General features: G+C 44.1%; 13 protein-coding genes and 1 pseudogene. 12 read left to right on the plus strand and 2 right to left on the minus strand.

Features of this window, described 5'->3' with window-relative positions:
* From BM613_RS15190 to BM613_RS13120, 5 genes and pseudogenes are all read left to right on the plus strand, one after another.
* Positions 1–198: pseudogene (locus BM613_RS15190) on the plus strand (RpnC/YadD family protein); the annotation flags it as partial.
* 72 nt (positions 199–270) lie between these two features.
* Positions 271–3171 carry a hypothetical protein gene (locus tag BM613_RS13110; RefSeq protein WP_109431628.1) on the plus strand — a complete coding sequence of 967 codons (2901 nt, stop codon included), beginning with the start codon at positions 271–273 and terminating at the stop codon, positions 3169–3171.
* 186 nt (positions 3172–3357) lie between these two features.
* The gene (locus BM613_RS15195; protein WP_181363162.1) at positions 3358–3516 is read left to right on the plus strand and encodes a hypothetical protein; all 159 of its coding nucleotides are present in this window, start codon (positions 3358–3360) and stop codon (positions 3514–3516) included.
* Positions 3517–3702: 186 nt separating this feature from the next.
* On the plus strand, positions 3703–4824 hold the full coding sequence (locus BM613_RS13115; protein WP_181363163.1) for a helix-turn-helix domain-containing protein: 1122 nt from the start codon (positions 3703–3705) through the stop codon (positions 4822–4824).
* Positions 4802–5368, plus strand: a complete 567-nt coding sequence (locus BM613_RS13120; protein ID WP_109431630.1) for a PIN domain-containing protein — start codon at positions 4802–4804, stop codon at positions 5366–5368. The genes BM613_RS13115 and BM613_RS13120 overlap by 23 nt, the downstream gene beginning before the upstream one ends.
* 59 nt (positions 5369–5427) lie before the next feature.
* Here BM613_RS13120 and BM613_RS13125 read toward each other — a convergent pair whose 3' ends face one another.
* Positions 5428–5649, minus strand: a complete 222-nt coding sequence (locus BM613_RS13125) for a type II toxin-antitoxin system HicA family toxin (RefSeq protein WP_109431631.1) — start codon at positions 5647–5649, stop codon at positions 5428–5430.
* Entirely contained in the window at positions 5633–6070 is a 438-nt protein-coding gene (locus BM613_RS13130; RefSeq protein ID WP_109431632.1) for a hypothetical protein, read from the minus strand. Before BM613_RS13130 ends, BM613_RS13125 begins: the two co-directional genes overlap by 17 nt.
* 254 nt (positions 6071–6324) lie before the next feature.
* Between BM613_RS13130 and BM613_RS13135 the strand changes: the two genes are divergently transcribed.
* The 7 genes from BM613_RS13135 (at position 6325) to BM613_RS13160 (ending at position 13284) form a co-directional block, all read left to right on the plus strand.
* Positions 6325–7617 carry a ParB/RepB/Spo0J family partition protein gene (locus tag BM613_RS13135; protein WP_181363164.1) on the plus strand — a complete coding sequence of 431 codons (1293 nt, stop codon included), beginning with the start codon at positions 6325–6327 and terminating at the stop codon, positions 7615–7617.
* Positions 7617–8066: a hypothetical protein gene (locus BM613_RS13140; protein ID WP_109431634.1), complete on the plus strand. Its 450-nt coding sequence runs from the start codon at positions 7617–7619 to the stop codon at positions 8064–8066. Before BM613_RS13135 ends, BM613_RS13140 begins: the two co-directional genes overlap by 1 nt.
* Before the next feature lie 448 nt (positions 8067–8514).
* The gene (locus tag BM613_RS13145; protein ID WP_146192825.1) at positions 8515–9030 is read left to right on the plus strand and encodes a hypothetical protein; all 516 of its coding nucleotides are present in this window, start codon (positions 8515–8517) and stop codon (positions 9028–9030) included.
* A 22-nt stretch (positions 9031–9052) separates the two neighbouring features.
* The gene (locus BM613_RS13150; RefSeq protein ID WP_109431636.1) at positions 9053–10801 is read left to right on the plus strand and encodes an ImmA/IrrE family metallo-endopeptidase; all 1749 of its coding nucleotides are present in this window, start codon (positions 9053–9055) and stop codon (positions 10799–10801) included.
* Between the two features lie 506 nt (positions 10802–11307).
* Positions 11308–11430, plus strand: a complete 123-nt coding sequence (locus BM613_RS15705) for a hypothetical protein (protein ID WP_281267864.1) — start codon at positions 11308–11310, stop codon at positions 11428–11430.
* 48 nt (positions 11431–11478) lie between these two features.
* Positions 11479–12135 carry a hypothetical protein gene (locus BM613_RS13155; protein WP_109431637.1) on the plus strand — a complete coding sequence of 219 codons (657 nt, stop codon included), beginning with the start codon at positions 11479–11481 and terminating at the stop codon, positions 12133–12135.
* A 93-nt stretch (positions 12136–12228) separates the two neighbouring features.
* Entirely contained in the window at positions 12229–13284 is a 1056-nt protein-coding gene (locus BM613_RS13160) for a Fic family protein (RefSeq protein ID WP_219930695.1), read from the plus strand.
* The last annotated feature ends 192 nt before the right edge of the window (positions 13285–13476 follow it).

The following is a 13476-nucleotide window of genomic DNA, read 5'->3' on the forward strand; positions in this document are numbered from 1 at the left end:
ATCAAAGAACAAATCGAAGAAGCTCGTGAGCAAGGGCTTGAACAAGGGCTTGAACAAGGGCTTGAACAAGGACGAATGGAAGAGAAGAAGGAAATGGCGCGTATGTTGTTAGCGCTTGGTGATCCTTTGGATAAAATCATCAAAGTAACTGGACTGTCTGCGGAAGAACTCGAAGAACTCAAACGAACGCTAAACTAAGAAACGAAAAATTCTTACCCCGCCCCCTCCTTGTAGGAGGGCTTTTTTTGTGCCCAAAGAAAGGAGGACACCATGCAAAATAAACTTTTAGCCGTACTCACCGCATCGGCGCTTTTGTTGTCCACAACCGCGGCGTATGCTGCGTCAAACGCGGTCATGTTCGGGGATGTTGCAGGTCGAACACATGACAATTCGCTTGACGACAATTACCCGTGGGTCAAAGAGGCGTTTCTCACAAGCGCCACCGATCCATGGAATGGCACGACAACGAATCTTGATTCAAACTCGACCGCCATCGGGGGAGGGGGGCTTTTGTTTTATCCAGTCTCCGCGCCCAATGACAGCCCGACAGGTCTAGGGTACATGGTGTGCTTTGACACTAACCATTGGTCAGGAGGCTCGAACCCCGCGCCAGAAACGCGGTACGTTATCCCGATTCAAGGCGTCTCAAACTCGTCACCTGTCTTTGTGCCTTCTACAAGGCTTGCCTATCTCGCGGCAGGTGGACAGCTTTATGTGTTTAATAAACAAGGGAATATCACGGGAAGTTACTTGGGTTCCAAAAACAATCTGGATTCGTCAACCCCCGTGTACCAAAATCAAGTGGTAAGCTACCCACTGTATGTCACGGCTGCGCAACAAAACGCGCCGAATGCAGACATTTGGGTCAGCAGCCAGAACGGGCGTTTGTTCGCTATTGATCCAAGTACGATGTTGCGGGATCGACGAGTCGATAACGGAAGCCCCGTTGACTTAGGCGACCGCCTCGACGCATCCCCTGCGCTGGTTCGGTCATCAAACGGCACACCGTTTATTGCGGTGACGGCTGCATACAATGCAAACAATCAGTATCCGGCGGGAACGCTGTATCTTGTAAATCCGCAAAACGGGGATGTCACGGAACGTCTCCCCGACCCTTACGGAAGCATTTCGTCTGTGTCTGCACCGATTGGGATTGCGCCGGGACTTGTCATGTGGAACGACACGCTGGGTGATGTCTTTCTTGGGGATGTCGAAAATGACGGCACAGTCAAACTCGTCAAATCTTGGCATGAGATCGGGGGAGCAGGGGCAACGGCGTATCATTCCGAAGCGGGTTATTCCGAACAGACGCATCAATTCATCTTGCCGTTTACGAACTCTTCGAGCGAAGGAATCCTTGGCGTCATCAATACGCGGACGCTCACGGCTTCTGCGATCACAAGTGCTTTCGGGAATGGATTTTTAGAGAACTTTAGTGGTTCGCCAGAGATTTCTGCGGTCAACCTGTATGTGCCCAATGCACTTGGAAGCATCGATCAGATCGGTGTCGATCCTTCTACGGGATTGTATGACGCAAACAGCTTGTGTACTCCCCTTGTCACGCATGGGAATTCAACGCTTGAAGACCTTTCCACGCCTTCTGAGTTGTCTTTAGGGAGTGATCTTGGCACAGACGAACCGACGCTTGCTGCGTCTACAAACGAAGGGTTAGAGCTTTGGATGAATGTCGGCGCGAATTACACGTTTGGTTCCGATTATACCTCTTCGAGCGCACAGAGCTTCAGTCAACCGCTTACGCTAACCTTGGGGGCAAACGATTTGCCGACAAGTAGCAACAACATATTTGGCTACTCTACCAATGACCAGATCGCATTTTCGATGAGCGTAAACGGCGGCGGGTTTCACTACGTGACAGAAAGCCCTGTGTACGACGCGAACGGGAATCCGTATTCGACAATCACGCTAGACACCACCCTGTTAAACAATGACTTTAAACCGTGGGATGCAGCGGGTTGGTCAAGCACGAATCAAAACACGGTAGCAATTCGCGCGTATGCGCCAAGTTCAGACGTTTTTGGGTACACGTTCAATAGCACGGATTCAGGGCAAAATCGGCCAATGGCGCAAGTGACGGTGGTGTTCCCCCCATCCAATCTGACATCGGGCGCGGGAACGGCACAAGAACCGCCGTCTGCTGTCCAAGGGTGCGAAGGAAACGCCAACTGGAATTGCATTGATAACATGGGAGACCATCAAATCATGCGGTTTTTGTATCCGGGGTATCTGTTTGCGAAACAAGGGCAACTTCTTGGATACACGACGCCTCGTTCACCCATCATTATGCCAGAAAAACCGATTTACAAGCTTCAAATCATTCCAGAGGGCACAGTCACATCACCAACGAGTGCACCCCACGCCCAAGCTTCCATCGAACTTGTGGATGGGTATGGAAACAACGTGATCATCTTTGAGCTTCGTGCGCAAGTGAATACGATTGCAGACGTAAAGTATACGCACAAATACATTGCCGCGTGGAATCCGATCTACCGAACCGAATGGTTTGGATCAGGAAAGCATCGTTATTCAAGGGAAGTGATTGTTGGGTACACCCCTGTGTACAAAACGGAGACTTTGTATCGCAATCTCCCTGCAACAGAAACGGCAACCAAGATGTTCACCATGTACGATGGCGACACCGAACTTTGGGACGACTCGCAAGTGCACGTCGAGATTCAAAGCAATTTCAGTGCGAATGATACGCCAGATGAGCCGTTAAGCTGGACACAAGCAGGTTTTTCGACGTTTGGCCCGTGGATTCCAGCCTCTGAAGTGTACCACGGTCGAACGTCACAAGGGACGCCTGTGTCACCGCCCAATATCAAACCGTATCCCAACGAACAGCACGGAACACCAGTGGACGGAACGTATTACGGGAATGCGCCATACGGCACACAAACTGCGCCGTTGGAACCGTGCACGGCAGAATACAATCATGGGGATTTGTTTCAACCCAAACCCGGATATGGAGACGTAGATGGTGTGCCAGATTGGAGTCCAAAACTCGTCGTTACGGCGATCCAAAATCCTTTTCCGTTCTTTAGCCCAGTGATTTCTGTGTTTCTCCCCTCGTGGAGCGATGTGTGGGCGAATCCGACCGGGGATGAAGGGGTCACTCGGAGCATTACTTCGACTACGACGTGGCATTGGTAGATCAAGTTGACTGAGTACAACTTCTGCTCACGTTGAGCAGAAGTTGTTGCTTTTTGTGCAACGTTTCGCAATGCAAAAAGCCTCTTTTTGATGGATATTATGCCGAACTTGTAGAACATCTGGATCATTCTCGTTCGTTTTGTGTGCAAGTGCAAATAGGGAATGCAATCGAGGGAGGTGATCATTTTGAGCTGGCAATGGTTTTTGTTTGTTATTGTATCGTTATCTGGGGTGGCTGTTGGGGCGGATCTTCGAGAAGACGGCCGATTTGCGTGGTATTTTTTTATTTTTGTGATGTTTTTTGTTGATATTCCGCTTTTATTATTGGCTTTGCAATGGATTTAAAAGAGTGTTGTCTTCGCAGTTGGTTGTCAGATAGTTTTTTTTACACTTACCGTGGCAACCTCAATGAAGCAGGAATTCAACGTCAAAGCTACCTATGAGTAAACTTGAGTAAATTATTTTTTACGGAATGTGTTGTATTGAATCACGTTGTGTATACTATAATTGATACAGAAAGAGGTGAGAAACGTGTTTTCATTTGATTTAATTGCAAAAAACATTGACCGCATTCGTGACGATCAAGGCGTGACCATTGAAGAACTGGCACGCATAGTTGGCGTTACCCGTCCGACGATGTATAAGTATCTGCGTGGTGAGCAACCCATTGACAGTGCAAAATTGACCAAGTTTTGCGAAGCCCTAGGTGTAACTATGCGACAGCTCGTTGAGGACGAACCGGACATTTTTGCATTCCTGTTTAGAGCGGACAATCCGAAGAAGAATTTCACACGGGAGACTCAACATTTGTTGATTGAACACCTTGATGAATATTGGAGTGTGATTGAAGCCGTTGGTGAAGATAGGGTTGTCATGCTGCCGCCAAGTTACCGCTTAGAAGGTAAGTTGGACGATGTGATGAAAGCGCAAATTCGAGATATTGCAGATCGTACTCGAAATGCACTTGGTGTTGATGGGTACGTGGGAAAGCTCATTTTTCAGGTGCTTGAAGACTGGCACATACACATTCTCGCGTACCAATTTGGCCGTGAAATCGACGCGCTTTCTGCCTATACGCAAAAGCGAGGTGCTTTCATCGTCGTCAACGACGATGCGGCGATCCCTGAGGAACGTAAAATATTTAGTGTTGCGCATGAACTTGGACATCTGTTGCTTCATCGTGACCAGTATCGTCAAAACGGAGAAGCATATGCCAAGGCCCGTGGTAATCACGAAGAGCGCATGGCCAACTTTTTTGCCAGTTATTTTCTAATCCCTCGTGCACATTTGAATGAATGTGTCACAGTCTTACACCGCTCGCAAAACAAACTACGTGATATTTTGCAACTCAAACGTGAGTTTGGTGTAAGTGCACAAGCATTGATTCTCGCTCTTCATAATGAAAATGTCCTAAGTCGTACTGAATATGGTTACTTGAAGAAACAACTTGAATCGCGGTTTGGGAATAACGAACCGAATCCGATGCCATACGTAGAAAAGAATATTCGAGCCAAGGCGCTGTTACGTCGATTTCACGCTGATGAATGTATCAGTATCTCTAAAGTCGTATCTGTTCTAGGAATTTCACATGAGGATGCCAACAAATTATTGGCGGAGTGGGAGCGGGAAGATGACATTAGTCATGCCTTCTGATGAATTGTACCGCATACCTGTCATTGTCGATAACTGTGTCCTTAATGAACTGGCAGATATTCAGCTCGTTGGGTTGCTTAACACAATTTTCTCAAAGGTGTTCATGCCAGAAAGCATGATTCGCGACGAGGCTAATTTCCCGAACGTAGAGTTGGTGCTGAAAGAAGTAGAACCTATTCGTGCGGTTGTTGAGTCTGTCGAAGGCTTGAAACTGTGGGAAGACATTCTGAAAAACAGGAAGATGTTGAGTCGTTATGATGCTGAGTTAATTGCAATTGCAGCGGAAAAAGACTTGGTATGTTGCTCAAGCGATCGGGCACTGATGAAGACATGTGAAATGTATGGTATACGTTGCATGGGGACTCTTGGCGTCTTGGTGTCGGTGTATCGCTATAACCAAATCACACCAGATGAATTCCGTGACGCGGTGGAAAATTTATTCTCCTTAGCAAATTCAAGATATGGAGAGACGTTGAAGAACAGTTTCAAAAATGGGTATCCTGAAATCTTTGAACAGCCATCCCGTTTGCCCCCTCACGCCTAGGCACGAAGCGACAGGCGGAGGGTCAAACGGGATGGCTGTTCACTCGACATCCGCATCCCTTATTTGTTGTTGTCGAACTCTTGCTTCGTGATGCCGATCTGCTGTTTGAGGATACGGGCGAACAGCCCCTTACCAATCTCGCCAGTACCCTTGGAAACCGCTGTCCGACGAATTGGCTGGCCGGGTTCCTGTTTTTCATAAATCTTGTCTCTACCAGTGGAACGAATCAATACCCATCCGTTCCGTTGCAAGTATCTCTCTAAATCACTCCAACTCGGCATCGCCGTGCAACATAGATGCAACCGATTCAGCATCATCTTCGAGTAAGACACGGAGTACATAAGGGGCATGTTTCTTCGTATTCGGTGCGTTAAAATAACGCTGATACTCATTCATGTAGTCGTGTGCATAGTTCATCAAGTGATGAGCCAAGTTTGCACGAAGTTCCTCCAAATTGGCTCCATCTGCAACAATAAACTCGATCTCTTCGATAGAACCTGCATACCTGCCATCCTCATCTACTTCGTACTCGTAGTTCAGTTCGTAGGCGGACAATAGAAAGCGCATCATAGAAAGAGATGTGGCAAAAATAAAGTCTCTATTCCGTTTCACCACTTGTGGTTTTTCACGCACAACGGTGTCAATAAACTCACCGAAGTTCGCCCGTACTTCCGTAGCATTCATAACGGCTTCCATTAGCATTCACCTCTCGCCTCCAATCTTACTACGAACTCCATCAAATGTACATAACGTACAGTATGCACGTTATTAGAAAATTATATTCGAGGCAACTCTAAACCTGCTACGAATCTTCACAGAACAATCGGATTCGACGAATTTTGTCTCTAATGCCTTTGATGCGACTTTTAGTTCACGCACGACTTGATTTGACTACAAGATAGAAAAAATACTTACCCCGCCCCCAACGGTTGAGAAACCAAAAGGGGGCTTTTTTCGTGGCGAAAATTCCAGTGGCTTTGCTTGTAGAGCATCCAGAAAACAAACTGTTTCACAACCTGTCTGACGAAGAACTTCAGGAGCTTGCAAAAGATATGCAGGAAAACGGCTTAATCCATGCCGTAGTCGCTCGAACAGCAGGTGAGCAGTACCAAATCATCAGTGGTCATCAGCGGGTACGGGCAGCAAAGTTGTTGGGTTGGACGGAAATCGAGACGGATGTTTTAGAGGTGGATGAAAACAAGGCCGCCCGCATGCTCATTAGTGCAAACGTCAAAACGCGCACACTCTCGCCGATGGAGTTAGCGAAGGCAATTCGGCGGGAGAAAGAGTTGATTGAGCAGACGTATGGGGAACGAAGGGGGAATCCTGATCTCAATTCTGGACATAATGTCCAGAATTTAAAAGGTGTGTGGTCGGAAGAAATAGCTAAAGAAAATGAGATTAACGAGAAAACTGTTCGCCGTCTAGACAAACTCAACGAATTGATTCCTGAACTTCAACAGCTTGTCGATCAGGGAAAATTAGGGACGACTGCGGCGGAGCAACTCGCTTATTTGGAATCCGAAACGCAACAAGCTTTGTTTGCTTCACTAGGCGAAGAGATCAGCCTGCGTACAGTGGCACAAACGAAAGAACTACGCAAACGCCTTGAAGAAGCACAAGCAAAAGATCGGCAAACCGAGGAACTGCAACAAGAATTGGCACGTTTGCAACAGATGGGGCGACTTGAGGACAAACAGCAAATTGCCCGCTTGCAAAGCGAGATTCAGCACTTGCAAAACCAACCGCCTGAACAAATCGAGGTTGTGCCTGAAGCAGTAAAAAATGAACTTGCTGTTTGGAAAAAACGCGTTTCAGAAGTCGAACAAGAAAAACGAGAGAAAGAAGATGCGTTGCGGAAAAAAGAAGAAGAATTGGCGTTTTTCCAATCAAAGCGCGAAGTGCTTTTGAAAGAAATCAAGCGATTAGAAAAAGAACTCGCAAACGCACAGGCGGAAAAGCAAGAAGAATCCACCACGCAAGAAAAAGCGCAGCAAGCGGAATCGGATCACAAAACGCAAATTCGCCGTGTCCACGCGCTACTTGAGATTGCAACTTATGCAGAAATTCGAGAATTGGCAACGAATCCAGCACTACTCGAACAAACGGCGCAAGATTTAGCCAATTTCAAACATGCGTTTGGTGAAACACTGGAAACGGCAGATCACTTGGCGTTGATTTCTCATGTACTCGCGCAAGTTGCAGATTTCCTTAAACGCAACGCAAGAAAATTGGAGGTGGTCAAATAATGGGAAAGCCGAGCAAGTATCCACCAGAACTGGTTTCGGAATTTCTTGCATTTTTAGATCAAAATCCCGGTGCTACAAAAGAAGAACTTGCGCCTATCGTTGCGCCGTATTTCGAGAAAACGTTTGATGCAGAAGAAGCCAAACGCGCTCATTTTTCGCGTTATTTTTCTGGGTTGCTTCGCCGTGTAAAAACCACAGAGAACCATAGAAAGATTCGCATGTTTTATGAGAAAAACGAACAAGGAAAGTTGGTCAACGCGCACGCAATTCTTACGACGGTTGACGATGTGCAAATTATTGAGAAGCAAATTTTAGCGATCGACAAACAAATTGGCTCATTGCTCGTCGAACGAGCGCAAGCAAAACGGTATTTAGATCATTTGCGCGCAACGGGAAAGCCAATCGAACGGTTGGTGGATGGCGAGTTTTTAGAAAACGCAAGTAGCTAAAAAACACTTCCTTTGCCTCTTCTTGTAGAGCAGATTCCCGCTTTTGTTCAAGAGCGGGAATCTGAAGAAGAGTTTCGTTCGTTGCGCACGCGAAGTTAAGAAAATTCAATCGCAAGCTCCATTGTCCTAAGAATAACTCCACTTTATGGGGCGGATTGTCCTTGAGTGTTTTTCGTTCCCGTAACGTTTTCTGATTGACGGCTTGGGTATGCTTGCTCTATTTCGGTGTTGGAAACGCGATTCTTGTATGAAGGAGTAAATGCAAAATAGGTCGCCAAAACGAAAAGTTCCCACCATATCCCTTCTCAATAAGGAGGTTTTTGGCGCTAAATTTATACTGAGCGTAGAAAATTGGTATGAAATTGTCGAATATTTATTTGTAAACATACAGGTTTTTCAGCACTTTATATCGAATTAAATCGGACTAGTTTTTCTAAAGAAAGGTCTGTTGAATTCGATGGCTATAAAATGTACTCATCCTGATAACTATGATCAAGAATCCATTAATTATAAAGGCTTAGTTGTAAATGTGAAGTCACTTGATCCAATTAGTAAAAGAGCAGAAGGAGGCAAAATTCATCAAGGAATTCCCTTTTATTATTATTATGATGAAGCAACTTGGCAGTTTGTTAGAGACAAACAGATTCCAACAGCTAAAGTTCGAAATATGTGTAGAAAATGTTTAAAGAAATCATTATCAACAGATGAACCGCATTATGGTGATGGAGTATATATGACCTTGCACTCTGATTTATACAATGCTAATACAACGACCGAAGTTTTAAAAAGTCACGGGATAGGGAAAAGATCATTTAAGGCAACATATATGTGTTGTAGTGCCGAAACTTTTCGCAAGATACCATGTACTGGTGGCGTGGTTCGTTCGGTGGTACATCAAGTTAATCAAGTAGGCAGATTAGCTATGAATCCAGAGAGTGTCATTCAGATGTCTGATGGACGTTAATTAATGGGTAGGGAGAAAAACAATGGATACCCACGCCAATGAGCAAATTAACAATTATTTTTTGGGGATTTTATCTTCGCGTGATTTAGCTTTTGAGACTTATCAACGTCATGCAGAAGAATCATATGCGCGAATGCTTTCTAATAATCCGAAAATGAACGAAGACCATGCCATAAAATTTTTGGACTTAGTCCGTGAAGACAAGGATTCTAGCGTTGTTCGAGGCGCTTTTTTGTTGGCTAATGAATTTTTCGAACAAGATCAGTTAATTGATCCGGAGTATATTCAAAATTTAATCGATTTGTGGTGTGCGTCAAGGACGCATGATTCATTGATTTTGTCTTACATCATGAATAGATTTCCAGATCGGACAGAAGAGTGGATTATTCGAATTAAAAATGCAGGTAAATGGACTGATGAATTAGAAAAAGAATGGGGTACGATTGCGTGGGTTTCAAAAATCGTCGAATCAATATATCAAAGTGAATCGACGTTTGATCAATTAAATGTAATATCGTTTAATGTCGATTTATCTGAAATCATTGATATAACACGCCGAGTTCGTTCCTATATTCGGGGCAAAATAATTCCGCAGGAATTCATCCACGGATTAACAAAAATTTTGATGGAAGATCGCTTCAAAGAGGAATTGAAATTCCTTTCAGCACAGCTTTTCATTACGAATGAATTTAAGTTACAGATTGGTATCGAAAAAATAACGGAGATATTATCAAATGCGGCATTTAAAAATAGTTTGCCTTTGGGTGCTTTTTTATATTCAATTTCTCAGAACATGATTGAAGAAGCATCCAATACTGTTCTGAGAAACAAAGTTTTTCAGATTTATCGTAATTCACTTCCTATGGTTGCAAGGAGTGAAAATGATTCAACTTCAGATCATCAACTAGATAACGGCACTTGGAAACTAATAATTGATCATTTGGGGGAATATGCGGAAGAATGGATTGAAAAATACCGAGGTGAACCTGCATCGGTTGCAGCGAGTACATTATTATTTGAACTCTATAGCAGAAATCTTCCATCAGTTGTTGATCCAGTAGAGATTTGTAAAGCATTAAATATTCATTGTTTCAAAACCAAATTACCTAGTGCATTAGGCGGATTGACTGTCAAAAAGGCTAGCGCAAGACGCGGAATGATCGTAATGCCCAATGCGAAAACTACTCCTAGATGGAAATTCAGTTTAGCGCATGAAATTGGTCACTTTCTTTTGCACCTGTGGGATGATGAAAAAACGGTATTAATTGATGAAACTATTGATTTTGACGGTGAGGGTAGTATCCGTTTGGCTGAAAGAAGAACTTGGGAACGTGAAGCAAATGATTTTGCACAATGGCTTTTAATTCCTCAGGGTTCTGAAGTTCAAGATAAGCTCAAGTATTTAGATCCACCTTTTGTTTTAAACCTTGAACAATTACGTTTAAAATTTGGAATCTCTATGAGTGCGTTAGCGTCTAGGCTAATTAAAGAGGCGCAATTTCCTATTCTTCTTCTTGTTTCAAAAAATGGTGATATTATTTTTAGTAGTAAATCAGGAGAGTGGCCCGATGATGAAAAAGAAATGTACGATAAACAGATTCCTTCAACTAGTTATACCTATTCTTTAATTCATGAAACTAAATATAAGAAAATAGCTCCGCAGATAGTTTCGGCTTCAGATTGGGGCAAGGATTGGTATTTTAATCGACTGAAAGAAGAAGCTTTCACGACTGGTTATGGGTCGGTATACACGTTTCTTTATGCAAGATGATTTTTCTCACAAGTTCCTTCTCTCGTGAATGAGAGAGGGGCTTTTCTATGTCAACATGTACCGTATGTTATCGTTCATTGAAGTAGCCAAGTTCCATTGTGACTGGAGTTGGGCCTTTCTGTGTAACCAAACAATCGAGTTGTCATTCTTTATCTACCGTAAAAGAAACATCGGCAAAAGATGTTGCCGAAAGCACACCGCCTGAACGTTTTATCGATTGTCATCATTCCGGTGGGACTTGAAGAAGCGCAAGGTTCATCGCTCGTATAGAAAAATACTTACCCCGCACCCGATGGTTGAGAAACTAAACGGCATTCTTTTTTATCGGGGGGGGCGAGTTTTTTGGGGTAGTGGCCTGTATTGGCAATTTCAATGTTGAATACGGTTGTGGCATATTTTATTTACGATACATGGAAAGGGAGAATCAGACCATTATTGCGGCGGACTCTCTCCGAAAACATAATTCAAGGCACGCCCCTTGAGAATGACCGAGGCGGTGATGGTATATGATTGTTATCGCTTTCTCAATAAACCTCGTTGCCTTTTTTTATCTTGTAGGAATGATTTTATCGTTTTTAGAATTTTATCAGACGAATCGCAATAAATGGAAGGAGCGAATGAAAAATTAACGTATTTGCACTAGAATTCTCTTACCTCTAAAGCTGAGGGATTTTTTCATGGGGAAAATAGAAATCTCGGCCGCTTTTCTTCAGGAACTCGAAACAAAACACAACGGAGAGAAGGCGAATTTTTTAATCGTTCGCAAGAGAAAAAACAAAAAGCGCATTCGCGCACAAAAGGAGGGAACCGCCACTTTTTTATCAAGAAGTGGCGGGATTTTGATGATTACATTTCCGTTTTTCTGGTTTACTGCGCTGATCGGATCATTTTTTCTGATTATGTTTTTTGAAGTGGGTGGCTTTGCGTTTTCGCAACTCTGGACGCACACGGCTCTCCAGCAGACGGTAAAAGCTGCGATGGCAGAATCGCATTCCGTCCAAGGAGTGAATGGAACGGGCGCTGATGTATTGGTGGATGATTTATCCTTGTCTCACGCGCAACAGGCGTGGAACAACAATACAGCCGCGATGAAAGGGGTGGGTGTGCCACTTGATCCAACGTTTCAATTTTCAACAGTCAATCCAAACACGCCGTCGGGGTATAATGATACGTTTTCTGCGTCGGTTCAGGCGACAACCCCATTGAACAGCCTTGATCACTTTATGGCGCATTTTGGGACGTCGGTTCAGGCAGAGCGGACAATTACGGACACAGTGAGTTCGACATTGCCTACGTCTTCTGAGGCGCAGCAGAGTTTGCAGACGTTGCCTTAATCATTTTTTGATTTTCAGTTTAATTATCACCAACCTTGGTTTATTATATAGATAATGAACGCGATTCGTTATACTATTTTGGTGGTGTTTCTTATGATGACTTTTCGCAATGGGCGATTAGAATCGTTGATCTACGATCATCGATTAACGAAACAAATTGCGGATTTGCAAGAATATCGAGGACGGCAGACACTTTATCAAAAGCAAGAACCGGAAGCATTACAAGCGATGCGACAAATGGCAATGATCCAGAGCGTAGAATCATCAAATCGGATTGAGGGTATTTTTGTTTCCTCTGCTCGCCTGCCTATCCTCATCAAAGAAGGTGCTGCGCCACAAAATCGTTCAGAAGCGGAAGTAGTTGGCTATCGGGAGGTTCTTCATACGATTCATCAGCATGCGTTAGATATTCGACTGAACCCGAATACGATTTTGCAATTGCATCGAGATTTAATGCGATATGTAGGAAGCGGAGGAAGATGGAAAACGACAGATAATGTAGTAGAAGTTGTTTTTCCTGATGGGAAAAAAGAAGTCCGTTTTGTTCCAGTGCCTGCATGGCAAACCGAAATGGCAATGGATGAATTATGCGACTCTTTTCTCCGCTATCGAGAGTTAAATAGTGTGCCTGAACTTGTTTTGATTGCTGCGTTTATTCTTGATTTTTTGTCCATCCATCCGTTTCCGGATGAAAATGGACGAATGGCAAGGCTTCTCGTCTTGCTATTGCTTTATCAATCGGGGTATGAAGTAGGTCGCTATATTAGCTTAGAGAGGATCGTGGAAGATACTAAAGATCGATATTATGAAACTCTGTATCTCTCTTCGCAAGGGTGGCACGAAGGGCAGCATCATTTGAATCCATGGTTAGAATATGTTTTACTCATGGTTCAAATGGCTTATCAAAGATTCGAGGAAAGAGTGCAGTTGGATTTTACGCAAAAGAGAGGATGGAAAGAAGACTGGATTCGAGCAGCAGTTTTTAAGCAGCACCATCGGTTCACAGTAGCAGATTTAGAAGTTTGGTGTCCATGGGCAAGCCGCGCAATGTTATCTCGTGTATTAAACAAGATGTCGCACGAGGGGGTGATTGTCTGCGAAAAACGCGGGCGTCATGCAGAATGGAAAGTTATACAAAAAAGCGAATAACTAATATGAACAGCCAGCCGCTTGACCTCCCGCCAGTCGTTTCACGCCTAGACGTGGGAATGTGCGGACTGGCTGTTCAAAAATACTTACACACCCCCCTTTGTTTGAGAACAGGGGTTTAAACAGTTTTTATTGAATCTATCTAAAACTAGGTTATACTATTCATATGGACAGATTAGCAACGATAGGTGA

The organism is Sulfoacidibacillus thermotolerans, from assembly GCF_003144315.1.
Taxonomy (GTDB): domain Bacteria; phylum Bacillota; class Bacilli; order Alicyclobacillales; family SLC66; genus Sulfoacidibacillus; species Sulfoacidibacillus thermotolerans.